9 protein-coding genes are annotated in these 20050 nt (G+C 52.9%); all 9 read right to left on the bottom strand.

Annotated elements, in window-relative coordinates; translation table 11 throughout:
- Positions 1-21 precede the first annotated feature (21 nt).
- The 9 genes from R2K28_RS09125 to R2K28_RS09085 all read right to left on the bottom strand — a co-directional run bounded on the left by R2K28_RS09125 (position 22) and on the right by R2K28_RS09085 (position 19906).
- The gene (locus R2K28_RS09125; protein ID WP_316369343.1) at positions 22-1410 is read right to left on the bottom strand and encodes a sensor histidine kinase; all 1389 of its coding nucleotides are present in this window, start codon (positions 1408-1410) and stop codon (positions 22-24) included.
- A 52-nt stretch (positions 1411-1462) separates the two neighbouring features.
- Positions 1463-3097, bottom strand: a complete 1635-nt coding sequence (locus R2K28_RS09120) for a hypothetical protein (protein WP_316369342.1) — start codon at positions 3095-3097, stop codon at positions 1463-1465.
- Positions 3094-3888 (bottom strand): SCO family protein, encoded by a 795-nt coding sequence (locus R2K28_RS09115; RefSeq protein WP_316369340.1) that lies wholly within the window; start codon positions 3886-3888, stop codon positions 3094-3096. Before R2K28_RS09115 ends, R2K28_RS09120 begins: the two co-directional genes overlap by 4 nt.
- 35 nt (positions 3889-3923) lie before the next feature.
- Entirely contained in the window at positions 3924-7112 is a 3189-nt protein-coding gene (locus R2K28_RS09110) for a Calx-beta domain-containing protein (protein WP_316369338.1), read from the bottom strand.
- Between the two features lie 20 nt (positions 7113-7132).
- Positions 7133-7741 (bottom strand): hypothetical protein, encoded by a 609-nt coding sequence (locus tag R2K28_RS09105; protein ID WP_316369336.1) that lies wholly within the window; start codon positions 7739-7741, stop codon positions 7133-7135.
- Positions 7742-7817: 76 nt separating this feature from the next.
- A complete protein-coding gene (locus tag R2K28_RS09100) occupies positions 7818-11042 on the bottom strand; it encodes an Ig-like domain-containing protein (RefSeq protein ID WP_316369334.1) in 3225 nt (1074 codons plus the stop codon).
- A gap of 18 nt (positions 11043-11060) precedes the next feature.
- Complete coding sequence (locus tag R2K28_RS09095) at positions 11061-12437, bottom strand: multicopper oxidase domain-containing protein (protein WP_316369332.1); 1377 nt, start codon at positions 12435-12437, stop codon at positions 11061-11063.
- Positions 12438-12463: 26 nt separating this feature from the next.
- The gene (locus tag R2K28_RS09090; protein WP_316369330.1) at positions 12464-13774 is read right to left on the bottom strand and encodes a multicopper oxidase domain-containing protein; all 1311 of its coding nucleotides are present in this window, start codon (positions 13772-13774) and stop codon (positions 12464-12466) included.
- Between the two features lie 144 nt (positions 13775-13918).
- A complete protein-coding gene (locus R2K28_RS09085; RefSeq protein WP_316369329.1) occupies positions 13919-19906 on the bottom strand; it encodes a right-handed parallel beta-helix repeat-containing protein in 5988 nt (1995 codons plus the stop codon).
- Positions 19907-20050: the final 144 nt, after the last annotated feature.

Below are 20050 nucleotides of genomic sequence, written 5' to 3'. Positions count from 1 at the left end.
ATTCGCAATTGGCCAGATTGCTCATAACTCCCATACTGACCTCACTTCAAAGGTATTACCATATTTAGGTTTTCTGGAAAATTCACCGCCGGACAGAATCGACCTCTCTTCCATCAGGTTTAAATATTCCGGCATGTCTGCATCATCAAGATCACTGAGCTGTTCACTGGCAACCGCTGCAGTCATACTAAGCCCACCGGTAATCCGCTCAAAAACGAATCGCACCTTGCCAGTCATTTGTTGATCAAAACAGATCGCCTTCAATATTTCCTTAACCAGGCGATACAGAATCGCTTTACGCTCTGTAGAGATATCTTCTTCCTCGACTAAGAACTCGACCACTACCTCTAGGCCTGTCATCTCAGTATGGCACTCTGAAACCAATGAGTTCAGTGCCGCCTTCAGACCAAAATCGTCAAGACTCGGCGGACGTAGATCGATTGCCACCGATCTTATTTTATGGGCAGCGTTCTGCAGCATTGGTACGATTTCCGTGGAGATTTGGTTGACCTCACCCTCTTCTTCCTGCTGATCGAGAGTCAACATATATTTTTCCAGCTGCATCTTGACGCCGGACAGGGTCTGCACCACATCTTCATGCAGATCGAATGCTATGCGCTTCTTCTCATCTTCCTGAGCGTTAATCATCTTGGCAGTGAGAAATTCCAGTAGCGCCTTTTTCTCTCTCGTGATCCGGTTCTGATCTTCAATTATCCTTTCAGACCGTTTGATATGCATCAGCAGAAAGGTATACAGAAAAAGCATCAGCAACAAAGTTGTCAACATCAGGATAATGATTGTTCTCATCGCATGACTGATGTAGTCGCTGATATCGTAATAGATCTCCATTACTCCCAGTACTGGTGAGTTATCATCTACCCGAATTGGGACAAACGTCTGCACCAGATTGACATCCTTATCGTTGTCGCTGAAAAGTGTAAAACTGTCACGATAATTTAAAACAGTTCGCGGAAAGCCTGCCATGGCTGATTTAAAACCATCGTTGTCTTCGTCATCATCATCGTAGGCTTTCGGATCGGAGGAGTACGCCACTTGCCCTTTTGTGTCGTACAGCTTTACCCTGTCCACATTGGTGTTCTTGATCATTTTATGTATGGCACGCGCGAGCAAAGGATCGAATGGCATCTCACCCCGTTTCTTTTTGTTGAGCTTGATAAGATTCAGGTACATCACAAAGTGATCATTAAGCGCATACTCAGTGGCAATGGTCAGCGATTCGTTGCTCTGTTTCGCAGACTCTTGAATAATGCGTGATGATTCGTAACGGAAAAGGAGAAGGATGATGGCGGCGATCAGGATAATGGCGATAAAACTCGTGACACCGTAGCGCTTGGCAAGTTGATAGTCCGCTCCATAGACCTTGGCGTTTTCATCAATATTGTTGGCCATTGCTGATGTCATCTTTCGCGTATAGAGCTGTTTTTAGTTCTCTAAACATAGATTATGGGGTTATCCACTCGGTAATATTCCGTATTCCTCCTTTTCCGTCAACTTTTGCGAGGTAATATCCTCTGGACACAAAACGCTGATCTGGCGCCATACCTATTCTCGGGTAGATGGATGTATAGGGCAGATCATCGATCATATGCTCAATCTTTTCGATGAAGTAGTCGCGAAAGAAATAGCCGCGAATATGTTTTGTGGCGTCTCCAGCCACCTTAAGTGCAAAATAGGCGTTGGCCTGAATCTCTCTTGTAGCAGAATTGTAGATTCTCTTGGATTTGAACCACCCAGTCGATCGCAACAGCAGCCTGTTCAGATGGCCGGGCATTTCTGAGCTATGCACGAATACAAGGGATTTCTCTATTTCTCGGGGTATATGCAGGCTGTCCGTTCCATAAAATTGAGTTGACAATACAACCTTGGGAGCAGTCTGCGACATAGCGGCGCTGCTGAGCAGCTCATCTGAAGCACGCTTATCCAACCATAAAACCACAGTTTGCTTCGCATCCAGGCCGGAAGAGAGACCAGCGGTGTCAAGATGTTTGTCCACCGCTACATCCATCACCTTGATACCGCTCTTCTGCAATTCGATCCGTAACGATTTGGCTGCCACTGTACTCTGTTGATCGGTATTGTCGAAAAACTGGACGACTTCGCCTGATGCGGGATTCTTCTTGATATAAGAAGCAACCGCCTCTGCCTCATGCACGGCTCCTCTGGTCATGTATATGGTATAGAAATTGTTATCATCGATCACAGGAAGTTGTGTTGTGGGAAACAGACAGGGTATGCCATAGCCTTCACAAAAATCATTGATAGATTCCCAACCTGTGGGCACAAGACCATTGATCAAAGCGAATACAGGCTGTTGCGTATAGTAGGCGTCCAATTGAGCCTGCCAGGTCTCTTTCTCACCTTTTAACTCCCAGGTATGGATCTGCCACTTTCTGTAAGGCTCAAACAACCATGCCTTATGCCAAGGGGCATTTTTCGCTCTTTTGCTCTCATATCTTGTTTCTATATTCTTCTGCTGGACATATTGCTCCATCACATCAAGCAGAGCCTTATTATCCGTCGCGTTATTCGACGACAAAATAATCGTTGCAAAGTGAATGGTATTTTCGGTAACACCTGGTGATGGCGTTTTCGACAAAGTATTGACATACGCCATGAGGCCGTCCAACGCCTGGCCATCGATCTCATACCTGGGCATGAATGGATCCAAAGGATCACCATTGGCATCTATACCATCCCTGATCGCCTTCATCAGGGTTTCTTTTGTATAAGCTTCGCGGTAGGTTGGTGGTTCTGGTGGTTTACTGGTTGGAATTCTCAAAGGCTTGAATAACACGCTGCCGGCAATCGCCGGTACCACCTGCTGACCTTCGGTCGAACCCAGTCCGCTCCTTCGATGGCAGGTTTCACAAATCAGTTGATCGCCTTCCACGGCGATATCGCCCTGGATGGTCGCTTTCACCAGTTTGCCGTTAGGCAGGATACCTTTGCTATACAGCTCCTTCCCGACGACATAGTCCCGGGAACCCACCTCAACATCATTAAAGGATGCAGTTGAGTAGAAAAAAGTACAAACGATGATCGATAATTTTACAATCCCTTTGAGATAATTACTCATTGGCTTCCTGCTGTTATTTTACGGTATTCTTTTACAATATCCTCAGCACTGGCCAGGCCATTGATACGAGTCCACTGTTCCCCGTTTCGATCGCGTATGAGGGTGATTGGTTCATGGTTCATTTTTGAACCACGGAAGATATCAAAGGCCTTCTCCACCATTACCACATCCTGGTAGCTTCCTGTAAAGAACTGCCATTGATCACCGGCCTTAAACCGTTTCGAATACTTCATCAGCTGTTCCGGCGTATCGTAATCAGGATCGATAGTAATCGAGACCATATCAACCCTGTCGCTCTCTTCCCCGAGAATCTCCTGAACCTGGTGAAAACTGGCCGAAAGGACAGGGCAGATGGTCGTGCAGGTGGTAAATATGAAATTCAACATGATCGGCTTATCGCTATTCAGCACATCAGACAATCGCTTCTGTTCTCCTCTGTGCGAAGTCAACTCCACATCAGGAACTGAGTAACTCGCAGAATTCAGCTTATAGTTCCTGCTCTCCATCATTTTCATATGCTTGGCATGGTCATGATGGGAATGGTCATCCATGTTTGCTACCAGCTTGAAGCGCTCACCAAGAGTCGGGCTTTTGGTCGGTTTCGTTACGCAGTCCATTTTGAATGGCGGGATGAAGCTCGGCTTGTCATTTTCAGACTTCGCGATGCTCGGTAGCTCCTCTGCGACTCCATTCAGCGAAGTGGATAGTACACATGAGAACACCAGAGTCTTTAGCATGAAACGTAAACTATTGTTTAACGTCTCACTTCTCCACGCTTTTTTCGACATCATTACCACCTTCTATCGAAAGGATCCACCGCCGCTGTTTATCGTTGTAGAAATAATCTCCGCAATAGGGAGTAATCATACAATCGACTGTATTGGAGGACGATCACCAGCATCAGCATCAGCACGAGCAGATCAAGACTTCCTCCACCACCACCGCCTCCGGAGTCACCACCGGAACTTGATTCGTCATCAACGATCGTCAAAGTCAGGGTACCATTGTTGGAATCGATGACAGCAGTGCCAGTTGCATTACCAAGTGTGAAGGTAATCGTTCTATTGCCATCGGTTACGGTATTGTCAAGGATCTGGACTGTGAAAACCTTTTCAGTTTCACCGTCATTGAATTGCAGGGTTCCAGTGGTGACGTTGTAATCGATTCCCGCCGTCGCATCTGAGGAGTCTACAGAAAGATCAACAGTAATGGTGCCTGATGTTGAAGTGGTTCGAGTGATGGTGATGGATGCATTGCCCGAGTCTTCACTGACAGAGAGACTGTTCACCGAAAAACCGAGTACTGCCGAAGCGGATTGCGCTTCATCATCAGTGATAGTGAGGAAAGATTGACTCTGTCCACCCAGCACTGCACCACCCTGTACATTGGTAAGCACCAGATTGACCAGCTCATTCCCTTCCAGATCTGTGTCATCAACGATTTGAACATCGAACGACTTGCTGCCCGATTCACCGTCAGCATAACTGATACTGCCGGTAGCAAAGGTATAGTCTGACGACGCCACCGCGCTGTTATCCAAAGTGGCATAGTCAACCGAAACAGCTCCGGTGGATCCGCCACTGCGGGTTACGGATATTGTGACGCTGGTTCCATCCTCGGAAACGGTGTAGTTCCCGGCAGAAAAATCCAAGGCGCCACCTGCTGGAGGATCATCATCGTCAGAGAGTGTGATCGTCGCTGAAGACGGACTCCCTAGAACGGCACCGAAGGGATCACTGAGGGTCAGATTAATGGTTTCGCTGCCTTCAAAATCCGCGTCGTCTGCAAGCGTCACATCGAAGCCCTGTGAAATCTCCCCTTCCGCGAATGAGAGCGTGCCACTAGCTACGGAATAGTCGCTGCCAGCCATGGCGGTACCGTCACTGGTGGCGTAATTGACCAAAACCGCGCCGCTGCTGCCGCCCTGACGTACGACATTGATCCTGACACTACCGTCAAACTCATTCGCTGAAAAACCATCCAGCTCGAAGACCAACGTGCCTGAGGCAGGTGCTTGCTCATCATCCTGAAGTGTGAGTACAGCACTTCCTACATTTCCGATCACGGCACCGCCACCCGGATTACTCAACTGTAAAGAAACAGTCTCGTCACCCTCATAGCTGTTGTCATCAAGAATCGAAACCTGGAATGAGCTGGATGTCACCCCGTCTGCAAAGGTGAGACTGCCGCTGGCTGCGGTGTAGTCACTGCCTGCGGTGGCGGTACCGTTCACAGTGGCATAATCCACCGTTACCGTTCCGCTGCTGCCACCGCTACGCGCGACTGTTATGGTGGCAACCGACCCGTTCTCTACCTGCTCAAAACTGGATAATCCGAATTGAAGACTGCCTGCGGCTGGTGCGGAATCATTGCTTTCGATGGTTACATTTGCTGACGAAGTTGTACCCAGAACCGCTCCCCCGGCAGGAGCACTAAGGGTGACATTGAACACCTCGTCATTTTCATATGCACTGTCATCGGTAATCGGTATACGACAGTTCTGCAGGGTCTCGCCTGCTGCAAAGTTGATCGTACTTTGTGTCGCCACGTAGTCACTGCCAGCCGTGGCACTGGAATCCGTGGTAGTACAGGTGACACTGACAGCCCCCATGCTACCGCTGATTCTTACCACAGGAATTGCGATCTCAGTGGCAGTTTCAGAAACACTGTACGCAGAACCGCTGAACTGAATGCTGCCCATGGCCGGTGTAGGCTCATCATCCACGATATGGACTTCCGCGAAGTCTCCAGCACCGAGTGAAACACTGACTGCATTGCTCAAACTGAGGATAATTGATTCGGTACCCTCTTGTAATGCATCGTCAAGAATGTCTATGGTAAAAGTGCCGCTGATCTGGGCGTCGGTAAAGGCCAGAGATCCGGATGTGGCTGAATAATCACTCCCTGCAGTAGCCGTACCGTCACTTACGCTGTAGTCGACAGATCCGGCACCGACACTGCCGCCGTTTCTCTGCACACTGACGGTCAGACTCCCGGCATCCTCACCCACTTGATAGTTTGAGCCACTGAATTCCACACTGCCGAAGGGCTGTGCATCGTTTTCCGTGAGCGTCAAGGTAGCGGTATTGAGCGCACCAACACTGCTGCCGGTGAGCAGAAGACCGACGGTCTCGTCACCTTCGAAAATGGCATCATCGAGCAACTCAACGGTAAACTGTTTGCTGGTTTCGCCCTCCGCGAAGTCAAGTGTACCGGAGGTTGTGGTAAAGTCCTGACCTGGCGTCGCTGTTCCGTCACCGGTGGTGGCGTAATCGATTGAGAGCGCGCCGCTGCTGCCACCGGAGCGTGTCACGGTGATTGCGGCGGAACCCGCATTTTCGCTGGCGTTGTAACTCACACTGCTGAATTGCAGATTCTGCCCAGGGAAGGCCCCGGCTTGTGCGGCGATGGTGAAATCGTCGGAAAAGAAGATGCGAATATCATCGCCAATCGTATCCGCGGTATCGATGAGCAGGGTTGTGAATCCACCGTCGTCGATGAATCCGAGAAATGTCCAGTCAAACACGCTGGATTGCTGTCCTGTGAAATCGACAGCATCCCCATCCGTAGTGAAGACTATTTCGGGACCACCGGAACTCCGAAACCAGCCTCCAACGCCATACAGCGTAATGCCGTTGGCGGTCAGAGTGATATTGTCAGGTGTCAAATGGGCATTATCCTGATCTACCGCAAACAGAATATAGCTGCCTTCGTGGGTATCCCCACCACCTGTACTGGTCCTGATGCCCGCAACCTCATTCGAAGTGGCCCCCCAGGTGATGCTTTGATTTGTAACAGTCAGCTGAGGCGTTGTTCGGGTATTGTTCCATGCATCCCCTTCAAAACTCTCGGTTGCCAGATCGACTGAGACCGTTTGAAGTGCATTGAGGTCCTGGATGTACTGCGCTTCCGCGGTTGCATCACAGCAATAGACAGTCACTGCCGCTCCACTTTGAAATGGAACAAGCAACATGAGCAGAGGTAAAAAACGAACCACGGATTTTATATCAAGCATAGCTCCATCTCTTAGTGAAATTACTGAACCTTCAAATGCTTGGCTTTGAAGCCACCGATAACCATGGTCACCTTCTGACCCGACTTGACGTGGGCATCAGGATTACCGAACACCATATAGTAGGTCTTGTTGGGTTTGATGTTTTGACCCCGATTGGTGGTTCTGAATCCACCTACCTTGGCCGCCATGGGTATTGGTAGTTTAGCATTGGAACGCTCAACCACCAGATGCGGTTTTATCCTGTGATCGAAAAAGGGCTTCGATTTCTCTACATCCAACACGCGAAACCGAAAATCGATCATATAGCCAGCAGCGGTTAACCTCAGGCTAATCAGCTCGATGCCCCACTTGTCTGCGAACTCTTTTGCCAATTCATCACTTACCAGTTCAGGCATTGTGACCTTGGGCGCAACGGGTGGCTTCCACTTGGCTACAACTTTTTGTCCTGTCTCAGCCCCCTTCACCGGCAGCGGTGACTCGGCACTCTCTGCGATAGAAGAAGTCAGGAAAAACAGGAGGGACATGCAGAGTAACAGGACGAACAGAACAATGATCGGATTACCCTGGGGTAACAACTCCTCATCATCCTGCTTTACTTTATAACCATCTTTACTGCTATCGATTTTCATATGCTGTTGATTATACATGCTAAATAAGAAAAAACCGCCACCCCTCCCTGACAGAGGCGTGGCGGCTGTTACTCAGCTAGTCTACTACACTGATCGTCACATTATTATAGGTAATGACAGTGATACTGGTATCGGGGTTAACCACATGGGCCTCGATACGGATCTTGTCACTAACACCGTTGACAGGGGGTGAATCGCCCCGCGGTCCGTCGATGCCTACGTCGTTGATCAGGATTCTCCAGCTATTCTCGTCAAAGACAGTGCCATTATCATTATTCCCGTCGATATCCGCTGGGGTATTGATCGGGATAGGATCGACAACGCCTTCTCTGATGATGAACGCGTAGATCTCAGTGCCTAGCGGAATCACCGTGGGATCTACAGTACCTTCAATCCGCCAGTCGTCATTGGCTGGATTACCGCCGACTTCGATACCGCCATCTTCGTTCAGGTTGAATCCCGCTTTCTCCACGGCGATTTGTCTGACCAGATCCACCTGAGCAATGTTACTCGTCGCACCGGTGTCATCTGTAATCTGATACTCCAGCGTGGCGATAATGCCCGTATCGATATTGTCAATCTCGAAATTGATGGTTCCGTCATCCGCCAATGATGGCGTCAGATTATCCGGATCATTTACTTCGGTCAGCGTCTGCGGCGGGATATAGGTATCGTTATCGAGCACGCCAGGAGCCGGGATCTCATACAACGCATTGACGAGCTCACCCTCAAAGGTAAAGATCGTATCGACCGGCGTATCCAGAATGAACGTGTCATTGACTGCCGTCGGTGCTGTCTGAGGATTGACGCTGATAGTCACTGTCACAGCAGTTGCACTGTCGTCCACACCGTCATTTGCCACATAAGTGAATGAGTCATCACCTGTGACACCCGGACAGATGGTATTGGTATCCGGCAATGTGCTGTTCCAACCCGGAATCGGTTCATAGTGGAATGAACCGTCAGCGTTGAGCACAAATGCGTTGGCCCCATTCGGTCCGGTAGTCCAGGCACAGCTTGGGCCGCTCACCAGCACTGCAGTCAGCGGATCGTCTTCCGGGTCTGTATCATTGACCAGGACGCCCGGCGCCGCTTCATCGAGCACTGCGTTTTGAGCCATCACAAAGCTGTCAGCAACTGCAACCGGTGGATCAGCCACGGGATTAACCGTGATGGTCACCGTGGCAGGCAGACTGTCGACACCGTTATTCACCACATACTGAAAGCTGTCGGTACCGTTAAAGTCGACAAACGGCTCATAGTCGAACGAACCGTCGCTATTGAGGACAAAGTTGGCGGCATTGGATGGTCCGCTACCGGCAACCAACACGGCCGTCTCGGTTCCTGCCAATGGTCCGCTGGCACTATCCGTATCGTTGGCCAGCACACCCGTCAGTGCATCGACGTTCAGGATTGTGTCTTCATCCGTTGCATACAAGGGATCGTCATTGGCTATTGCGGGATCACCCGGCAGATCCACATTGATGGTGACTGTCACCGGTGCAGAGTCAGGGTTCACACCATCAGACACTGTATAGGTGAAGGTCTTGTCGAAAGGTATGGTTGCCGGTAACGGGTCAGGCGGTGTGTAGGTACAATCGCCCAGCACCAGATCGGGACAGCTCACCACACCTGCATCCAGATCCGTGGCTGCATTCACATCCACTGCTGTAACCGACAGGGTGTCTTCAGCATCTGTGTCGTTGGGCAGCACCAGATCGGTGTAGAGGTTGAAGTTGATCGGCGCATCTGTCACGGCCGCGAGGGTATCGTCAGCTGGGACAGGTGCCATATTCTGCACCACAGTCACTGTGACGGTTCCTGCCGTGTCAGTTGTTGCTGCATTGGAATCTGTAGCCGTATAGGCAAAATCATTTACCACCGGCGAGGTCCAGGGATCGGTGGCGGTCGCTACAGCGGTACAGTTGTCGGTTGTGGAGGAGCATGTCCAATCGATGACAAGATTGGTGCCGACAAACTGATCAACCGTGTCGAGAACACCCAGTGCTGCGCCTTCAGGATCTGAATCGTTGATCAACACATCCACATCCACTGAGACAGCTCCGGCTGCGAGTTCCGGTATGGAAATCTCCACCTGATCCGCCACGGTAACTGGCGGCTGATTGGCACCCTGGGTAAAGCTGATGAAACGCAGCATACCACCGGTTGTATCACCCACGGCCTCATTGTCCGGATCGCTCGGATTGGTCATGTAGCCATTACCGTCATAGATTGCATACCTGTCTGCAGCGGCAGGATTGACAATCACATCCTTGGTCTTGAGGGGGGGCAGGCCGATCGAGTACTGCTGAATCGGTGCAGGTGTCGTGGTATTGGCCACACTGTCCTGCCAGTTGTACTGTATGCCGTCCTCGCCATGGATGGTGCCGTAGAGACCCTGCAGCACAGGTACGTGCTTCTCGGTTGTGGCACTTGCGAAACGAATCAGATTGGGCTGATTGGTGGCCATACCCAATATATCCGGCGTGGTGCCGGGCACATAGGGTTCACCGTTGATCAGGAACCAGCTTGGATGGCGCTCGATGGCTGTCTCGAGGGTACCCGCTACCACCGCTGCGTTAAATGCCGGGTCGATATCACTGTAGAAGAGGGTGGTATCGGAAGCGTACGGCACACCTTCATAGACTTCACCGGGGATGAAATCCTTGGTAACCGCTCCAAACAGCCCCATGTAGAGCTGCTTCTGGGGATGGGTGCCCGTATGATAGATGAAGGTGCCGGTTTCGTTAATGGGATTGGCACGGAAGTTGGTCCATCGGTAACTCCTGATACCACCATTCGCTGCGGCCTCTCGACCGTAGGAACGCATTTTCTGGTTCATACCATTTCGATTACCGATCCTCAGCGTACCGTTCGGACGGACAAAGGTCGGACCGTTATTATTATTTGACCAAGGCAGTTCTTGACCGGGTATCACTATAGAGGTCGCTTCGGGCAAACCATTGGAGAGGAATATCCTCAACTGATTGTCGGTGGACGGCATGCTCAGCTGTGGTCCCGGAACAGCGGGATCAGGCAACCCGTCCACGCACAACTGGCGTGCAGCCGCATCGCCCGCTTCATAACAATCACCAACATTGTTGGCACCGTTATCGGGATCGATAACATACCCCCACATAGGAACCGTCGTTTCCAAGGGTGTACCTGGCATCAGCACCTTATCGTATTGCTTTGCCGCGAGATAGTAGTCGATAGCGCCCGCTTGCCCGGCGGCCATGGCCAATGCACAGGCGGCGACGATCGGTTTGATTCTCAGCTTCATGATATTAGACCTTTTCATGTTCATGCACTCCCGCGCTTATTCGATGGGTGTACCGGGAGGTAACACAACCACGGCTCCCAGGCTGCCGCCAGGGAAGATATCGAATGTGGTCAGCTCTTTTTCCGCATGGGAGTGCCATACCAGGAAGTAGCCGCCGAAGGGGTTGAGTCCGCCCTCGCCCACCGGTAGATCGCCGGTATCGCCGAGGAATGGGCTGCCGCTCCACCAACCACCCAGGGTAAGATCACCCACACCAGGCATGGTGACCGGCAGGGGTTTCCCGTGATCTGGGCAATATTCGTGATCATAGGTAGACCCGGCCTCAACATCACCAAAATCATCGCCGTCATTATCAATGCAGACATGCGCGGTATCGTGGCCGTAGATATCCCAGTTCAAACCCTTACCTGTCCATGTCCAGATGGCATCCACGGTCTGTTTCGGCGCGGAGTTGATGGTGTTGTCGGAACGTCCCAGGTCGGAAACCAGGCCATCTGAAGTGAGCATCTTGCCATCGCGACCGATGAATCTCAGATTCTCACCGTGGTAGTGCATGGGATGGGAATCATGACCGGCGTTGACATTACGCACCAACACTTTGTCCCCCGGTTGGGCCAGCACCAGTGATTCATAAGGCTGGTTGGGAAACAGGGAGTTGAAATCGCCCTGAAAGAGGTCGGGAAAGACTCGCCCGTTGATGAACCAGATCTTGGCGTGACGATCCGCATTGGTAAAGTGGGCAAAATGGCCCTTCTCCATCTGAATGTGGATATCCGGATCGATCTCGGTCATCAGGTAGAGGTTTTCCTGATCGTAGTCGGTACCCGTTCCGGCGCCATAGGCGGTGCGACTGTTGTCGTTAGGTCTAACGATCATGACCCCGAGCAGACCCATCTCGGTGTGCAGTCCGGGACTGTCACCATTCAGGCTGTGGTAGACATAGGTGCCTGGAGAGCCTGCAGTGAAGGTATAAGTGACCGTTTGGTTCAGGTCCGCCGCATTGGTGACCAGGCCGGCACTTCCCCCTGAGGCAGTCACGTGATGGCCGGTAACCACAATCGATACCGGATCAGGCACACCATAGTTGGTCATGTTGATGGTAACGGCCTCACCTTCAGTGACAATCAGAGTTGGTGCCGGATATTGGGGTAAGGCATAACCGTCACCCTGAGCAGGATGTGTACTGCCCGCGCCCATGTCCATGTCACCGAAACCCCACATGTAGAGGCTGGTACCCTCCGGCAGGTTCATATTGAAGGGAAACGCATACAGATTGAACGCACCACTGGGGGTCGCTTGCGTAAGACCGCGGATATCGTGCACGGCCTGAGCCTGAGGCACAGCCAGCAAGCCGCTGAGTCCCAATAACAGGAGGCCCATGAGCCGTCCAGGTTGTTTGAGTAGTCTTTTCATTAATCTCATCTCCTAGTTCGGCTGCCTCAGTTGACGACGATCTCTGTGATCATGCCGCCATCCAACTGCGTTGCATTACTCATCTGGTGGACTTCTGTGGCATGCAGGAAGTAGGTGCCTGGCGCCACGTCGGTGGTATCGATTATCACATCGGTGGTCTCACCGCCGCCGAAGTTGAGCGAAGCTGTTTCACGATAGAGATTCTTACCATCGCTACCCCGCATCTGACGTGCACCGGCACCGACAAGCTTCATCTTCAGACCCATGGCGGTGATGGTCCAGAAGCGGTCCAGACCTACATTCGACAGGCGCAGTAACAGCCGCTGACCCTGGTCGACTTCAATCACCGAATCCATGGTTTGGGTGGGATCGCCGTTGTTGAGTACCTCTCCCGGATTACCGGTCACTTTACCTGCCGGGTGACCCGCAACGGGCACTGCGTTGTCTGTCGGTGCCGGCAGGTCTCCGGGTACTACCGTATCTGGATAACCCCGGCCGTTGATCTGTGGATAGTTACCGTGCAGGTGTGCAAAAGGCAGCGGTTGCACAAACAGACTGGCATCATGGAATTCGGCATCGAAACTGGAGAACTGCAGTGCCACTTCCACATCCCAGGCCGTGGTACCGTCGCCGTCGTTATAGACGTAGCCTCCCGGCCCCGTCGCATTACCTCCTCGCTGGGAAACAGGACAGGCCCCGGTGGATACGCCATTCTCATCAACACAGCCGCTCATATCTTGAGCGGGATGCACATAGAGGTTGGCCAACATGCCCATCTCCATATGCTCGGTCGCCTCCACATGACAGTGGTAGATATAGGTGCCGGGCTCGACGATGTTGTAGTAGTAGGTCAGGGTCGAACCCATGTTGATCGAGATCGAGACCTCCGGCACGCCGTCGAATGCCGCCGACGCATTGGGAAAACCATGGAAATGGACCGTATGGGGATCGAACAGATCCGGGCGCATCACTGTTCCCACATTGGTCAGGCTGAGAAAGAACTCATCACCCTGGTCCAACTCGATAGTGGGTCCAGGCCACTCTGCAGCGAGTATACCGTTACCGATCACTACGTCTGGCAGATTACCACCACCCGTCTTGTCACCGAAACCGAAGGTGTATAAGGGATTACCGTCGGACATGACCGCGAAGCTGTCGCCGGCGATCAGATGCATACACTTCGCATTCGGATGCGCCGGATCAGGTACATCGATGACAGCATCACCATTTGTATCCCCTGGACACTGAACATTGACCACGGCACTTGCGGAACCCACGACGCCCAACAAAGTGAGAGCGATAGCGCCTGCCAGCGTGTTTTTGCTAAAGATTTTCATTGGGCGTTACTCCTCGTAATCATGTAACTGCCTGATTGGATTACCGTAGATTCGATGACTTCTGTTTGCCCCACTCCCAGCACATAACTGGGGGCGGGGTAATGAAGGTCGCGTTCGCATGAGATTTTCATGTCACTCACTCCGTTACAGCTCATCAGCGCCGATATCAGACAGGCTTGACGTAGGCCGCGGTTGATTGTCGAAATCCACACTCAACCGACCCGTTCCTGGGGTGTTGCCACCGGCATCAACCGCATCGGAAGCCCCGGTCAGGTGGTAGTCGAACAGCGGACCTTCCGCATTACCGACAATCTGGTCAGGCTCGACCAGGGATAAGGGGCCGAAGGAGACCTGGATGAAGTTACCACCCTCGTCCAGGGCTGCCGCCGTCGCCAGACCTACGGGTTCGTTGAACAGCAGTGTGTTGTCACGGCCATCATTGAAGTAGCCATTCACGAACCCGGTATTACCGGTAGTGAATGTGTTACTCGTGTGGTACGGCGTACCTGCCAACAGCAGCGACTGCCTGGGATTGAGCAGATCGCCAGTCACGACAATACCGTCCAATACACCCAGGTCCCTTGAGACCGCATCAAAGTCAGGTGCGTAGGTAGCGATATCACAGGTCGTATCACTGGCCGGATCGGTCGGTGTCAGACAGGTGACCGGAACCAGTGTGTTTTCAACCACCGGCGTACCGGCAACATCGTAGTTGGTCCAGAAGAACGAACGGTTGTGATAGATAATGCTGTCACGCAGAACCGGATCGGAGAAGCGGGAGCGCTGATCTTCTCTAGCACCCAGGACGCCATCTTCCAGAAACACATCGCCATTGTCTTCGTCGATGTTCAACAACTGAGCCATCACGGTACCATGCAGTCGCGAGACGATACCTGCAGGCAGCGGAGTCGACTGGTTGGGTGAGTTGGTAGCGAAGGCTTGAGAGCCGGTCGACGTCGAGTCGTTGTTGGCAACAGTGTTGTTGCGGATAAAGGTCCTTGGCGCATCCAACAGTGATATACCGCCACCGGCCACGCCCGCAACGTTGTTATCGATCATATTGTTGTAGACACCGACGCCGTACCAGGAACCGAATGAGTCCGTGTTCTGACCGATATCCTGACCATTGATGCTATCCAGCATGATACCGCCGCCATCACCGGCGCCAGCCAGGTTGCCTCGAATCAGATTGGCATCAATGGTTACGTTACCGCTGCCGGGGGACAACATCAGACCGGTTTCAGCCTCGGGTATCAGCGCAATCTGGCCACCGATATAGATACCACCACCTGCGGGTGAACTGCCGGGGGTCTGGCGGAAGGTCTCATTGAAGATAATGGTGTTGTCTTCAATGATGCCGCCTCTGGAGAGACCCAGATGGGCGATACCGCCACCGTTACCCTGGCTGAAGTTGCCGCAGATCCAGTTGTTCTGCACCCGGTAGGCATCGGCACCCGTATAGAGCGAGATACCGCCACCCGATCCGTTCAGACCACCATTCTTGATGACCATGTTGTGATGGATACGGGCACGGTCGTTCTTGGCATCGTCATAGACCAGGGCGCCGACCGCTTGATTATCGTTACCGTCAACGTAACTCGGATCGTTCTCATTGGCGATGGTATGGGTCAGGTCGGGATGGCCCAGACGAATCGCACCGCCATTGAAACCCGCATTCGCGGTCAGGCGATTGTTGGAGACGCTGAGGTATTGATTATACCCATTGGCGATGATGCCGCCGCCTGTGCTCGCCCCGACGATGGTCAGACCATCGACCCGTGCGCCGCGGTTGGCCAACCGGTTGAAGCGATTGGGACCGTTGCGTACGCCGGCGATGAAGACACCCGCACCCTCTTCAGTGGGGAATGTGCCACCGAGAAGCCCTGCGAAACCAAACGGTGCATTGGTCTGTCCAGGCAGCTGGGTGATCATACCTTCATCCACCAGGAGCTGGCTCAGATCACGCCAGGCGATGATCTTGTCTGTGGGGGACTGTCTGGCGTTAATCGTCACCGCACCAGCTCCCCAACCCTGTAGCTTGACGGGCTTCCACATGATCACCATCTCGTCATAGGTGCCGGGGCCCACCAGGATCATATCGCCGGCGGCCACACCATTCTGACCAAGAGTCGGATTACCGATCGCTTCCTGAATCGATGCGAAATCTTCCGGGATGCGATGGATATCATAGAAGCCACCGTTTGGCCGAACGCCTCTCTCAGTACCGTTGTCATCCACACCCACGGTAAAGGTAACACCCAGTGGTGATTCAACGCCTCCCTGTGACACGACGAGCTGATAGTCGGCCGGTGGTACAGCCGGGATATCACCTGTCATGAAATTACCGGATGCATCGACAGAGTAGTTAAGCAGCGGATTGTAAGCGCCAAAGCCATTTGGCAGGATCTCCACCAGGAAGACCCGAGCCGCGGGCTGGAAGCTGTAATCACGGGTGATCGTCCTGTTGGCATGATCGATACCGTCCCATTCAGGATTGGGTACCACCACATTGCTGCCCATGGAGTTGATCCGGATCTGCTGACCTGGCAGCCCGAACGGACCGCCGCCACCGGTAACGCGAGTAACCGAAGAGATCACTGGCGTATTGGTGGACGCTTCACAATCGAGAGGGAATTGACCCTCGCTGGCAAAGGCCGCAATCGGCACCACCGGAGTATCCAGATAGGTGATGGTGCCAGGCATATATTGGAAGGTGTAACAGAACTGGCTGTACTGCGCATCGAAGAAGGGATCGATGATCTTGGCAGAGGCGCCATTACTGTCGATGCCATCGCCATCAGTATCCAGTGCTGGATCATAGGCCGGATTCGGGATCGGACCCGCATCGTTCATGCAAGAGATCAGCATGTTCGGCGACATACCGGAAGGCATGGGCAGATTAGCGGTGAAGGTGGAAGGCGCCAGTGCATTGAAGCGTCCCCAGCGATCCGAATAGATGCGGTTCACTTCGTTGCCGTTCCAATCATAGAAGGCGATCGGGATATGCGGTGGTGCGTACTTCTCACCAAAACTCGGTGAAGCGGCATTGAACTCATTTGCCAAGTCATTCAGGGCGATACCCGATATATTGGCCGCTTTCGGCACATGGGTCATGAGGAAGAACTCAGCGGCGGCATTCTGACCGGCCGACAGGGGTACCTGTTTACGATCACACAGCGGTCGCGTGTCACCGGCGAAAGGTGCGAATACGCCCTCATCGCCGAGCAGACCGGGATCCACCAGATTGGTGCCGTCACCCGGATCGGTGCCGCTGCCATCCTTGGTGACCATGGTCATGTACTGAGGGACCGTATGGCCGTCGCCCACGCAGGCGGGGGGCAGCGCCATGGCGGTTGCCGAGGCGGCATCCTGATCCTCATTGGGCTTGTACTCGTCACCGAAGTCGACGTTCTTGTGCTCCTCTCTCAGCTGCTCGTAGCCGGGAGGCGTCGCCATCTCGACGATGTAGTCACCGGGCAGAATCCACTCTGCAGGAAGTCTGTCGATACCTGCGCTCGATTGACCGACCAGGGTGATTCTATCGGTATAGAAGGCGTTCAGCTTGTCCTGAATAGCCACAGGCAATGACCCGGTAGCGTACTCGTTGAAGGCGAAACCGCCATCGAACACCGCGGGACGAATCTGGTTGAAGTTACGCAGGCCGTCGAAGCAGCGATCGTCGTCAATGGGTGGATCGATCACAGAAACACCGGCTACGTTGTTCTGACCCTGACAACCCTCGGGCAGGCTATCATCCCAACTGTCGGTTGTGGTGACCTGCAGCGCGTCACCCATATTAAAGTCGGTATCAGCCGGATGATTGTCCACATCTTCCGGACCGGGGAAGTTGCCAAACGGATAGTTGTCCACATCCGCATAATCAATCCCGCCGCTGCCATTCACATCGTCGATGAGACCGTCATCAGCGTCGAGCAGACCGTTGGCGTTCCAGTCGATATCACAGTCATCAACGGGAAAGTTACCCTGTGGGAAACAATCGATATCGCCATCGGCATAGAGCGCAAGCTGTACCCGCGGTACACCGGGCTCCCACTCTTCGGCGGCAGCGAACTGGGGTTCATTCTCCGCACGGGTGGTGGCGTAGTAGACAATACCGGAGATACCACCGTTTTCACCCACATACTGAATCGGACCACCTGGGGGAGGCGGAAAGATCGGATCGGTGTAGGCGACATAGTCGGTCTTACCGAACTGCATCACACTGGTCTGGCCGAGAAAGCCCTGGACACCCGCGGTCAAGACCTGACCGGTTTCCGTGTTTGACAGGTTATCAAGGGTATTGGGATTGATGATGGGATTGCCGACAACACAACCGAAATTCGGATCATCCGGATTCGCGGATTGGGCTGTGGTACAAACCTGGGGTTGCGCCACCAGCTCACCATAGGTGGGGAACTCGCCATTGGCGTTGGCCGGCAGGCCGAAATCGATCGCGCCTCCCGCATCCACCACAAAGGTGGCACCGGTTGCCTTCTTGTTGGCGAAACTGACTTCCGCAACCAGCCAATGGAAGAAGGGGAACACCTCATCGAAGGGAGCGAAGCCTTCACTGTCGGTGGCGAAGTTCTGATAGATGGTGCCATCACGCCAGCGCAGACTCACGTCCTGACTCTCCGGACCGATACCATGTTCGGTGTCGTCCCAGTAACCGTCCAGGTCATCGTCGTTGAAGATACCGGCATTGATGCGGCTAAACCAGTTGAAGACACCTACATCACCCAATTCACAAGTAGCACCACCATTACAGGTACCGCCTGTGGGATCGACAGTCAGTGGTTGAGCGCTGATGACCGCATCATTGTTGGCATCCCATATCACCAACTGGTAACTGCCCGGTGGAACGTCGGGAATGTTAAAGCTGCTGGTGTCGTCGCAAGGTGCCGCATAGACACCCTGGCCATCGGCGGCCATGTTATTCAGGCCGATCCAGCAACCGGGGAAGGGACGACCGGCGGTGAACTGGGTAAGCGGTGGGCGGGATAGATGAATGTCTTTGACAGTACCACTGACTGTGGCGACCTGTTGGCCGGTTTGTGGTGCAGGCAAAGGACTGAAGCCGTCGTCGGCGGTCGCTTTCACAAAACCCACGAATACATGCGGGCCTGGAGGACCAAACTCGACGAACGCAGCAGGCTCATTTGCTTTTACCCAGGCATCAATGACCTTGGATCCTTCGATGGTACTGGTCTGTGACCACCCGGCAATTTCACCGGCCTGTTTGGCGGGTGGAATGATAACCACGCCATATTTGCCGGGGGCGATGTTTTTAACTTGCAGCAGACCGTTGATATCGGGACGCAGGGTACCGTCGCCAAGGCTATCGACAACAGGTGCGCCATCGACGCCATAACAGATGAAATTGGTGAAAGGATCGGCATCGCTGGCACCATTCACATCACAGGTATCAAGATACTTGGTGCCCAGGGGATTGGCGAAGGCATCCTGGATGACCTGGCCACCCGCTATGCCGTAACGACCACCGGGCTCTTCCAGAAACAGGGAAAACTGCCTCCAGTCCACATGGCCGGGCTCGCCTGGAGCAGGATTGATCTCTTGGGGTACATCTGGTGCGCCGTTGATTGGAAATGTATCCTGGAACAGGAAGATTGAAATCTGGGCAGTCGGAATAGGATGAGCCTGAACCGTTACCGTCAGGTTATCCAGTGATTGATTCGGATCCTGTGCATTTGGCAGCACCTCGACCGAACCACCACTGATGCTATGACCGGCATAGGGCAGAACAGAGACGTAGTAGCGACCCGGCGGTACACTCGTGATGTTGACGCTGGATCCATCCGTGTTCCCACTCAAGCCAGCCGCTGTGGTTTGCGCCTGTCCTAATGGATGATAGCTTTTATGAAAACTCAGTGACAACAGACCATCGGATGTTGCTGTGGGATCAGCCGTGGTAGCAGGGTCTGTAGGATCCACGTTGAAGGTTGTATCCTCCTGCAGCATATAGCGGAATCCACTAACAGCGTTGCCATCGGCATCTACAACATCGAGGACAAATTGCGCAGCATTCAAAGCGCTACTGGCTAGAGTTAGCAGTATTAGCGTGACAATGGTGATCACACTGCTTTTTTTGTAACCCTGACTCTCATTTACCATGGTTTTTTCTCCAGACCCCAAATGGTCATTCAACTTTCCTGGGATTCGCCAATCAGGCGATGCAAACACACGAATCCCTTTATCAGTACTTGCAGCAAAGATTACATCCTCATATAAGAAGGGTCTTTGCGTGAAACTACGCTA

The organism is Candidatus Thiodiazotropha sp. CDECU1 (genome assembly GCF_963455295.1).
In the GTDB taxonomy this organism is placed as follows: Bacteria; Pseudomonadota; Gammaproteobacteria; order Chromatiales; family Chromatiaceae; genus Thiodiazotropha.
This window is presented reverse-complemented; position numbering and strand designations above follow the sequence as displayed.

Bases quoted from the DNA above. Each gene is read 5' to 3' on its own strand.
- R2K28_RS09120 (WP_316369342.1), bottom strand. From the start codon at position 3,097: ATGAGTAATTATCTCAAAGGGATTGTAAAATTATCGATCATCGTTTGT.
- R2K28_RS09125 (WP_316369343.1), bottom strand. From the start codon at position 1,410: ATGGCCAACAATATTGATGAAAACGCCAAGGTCTATGGAGCGGACTAT.
- R2K28_RS09100 (WP_316369334.1), bottom strand. From the start codon at position 11,042: ATGAAAAGGTCTAATATCATGAAGCTGAGAATCAAACCGATCGTCGCC.
- R2K28_RS09090 (WP_316369330.1), bottom strand. From the start codon at position 13,774: ATGAAAATCTTTAGCAAAAACACGCTGGCAGGCGCTATCGCTCTCACT.
- R2K28_RS09105 (WP_316369336.1), bottom strand. From the start codon at position 7,741: ATGAAAATCGATAGCAGTAAAGATGGTTATAAAGTAAAGCAGGATGAT.
- R2K28_RS09085 (WP_316369329.1), bottom strand. From the start codon at position 19,906: ATGGTAAATGAGAGTCAGGGTTACAAAAAAAGCAGTGTGATCACCATT.
- R2K28_RS09110 (WP_316369338.1), bottom strand. From the start codon at position 7,112: ATGCTTGATATAAAATCCGTGGTTCGTTTTTTACCTCTGCTCATGTTG.
- R2K28_RS09115 (WP_316369340.1), bottom strand. From the start codon at position 3,888: ATGATGTCGAAAAAAGCGTGGAGAAGTGAGACGTTAAACAATAGTTTA.
- R2K28_RS09095 (WP_316369332.1), bottom strand. From the start codon at position 12,437: ATGAAAAGACTACTCAAACAACCTGGACGGCTCATGGGCCTCCTGTTA.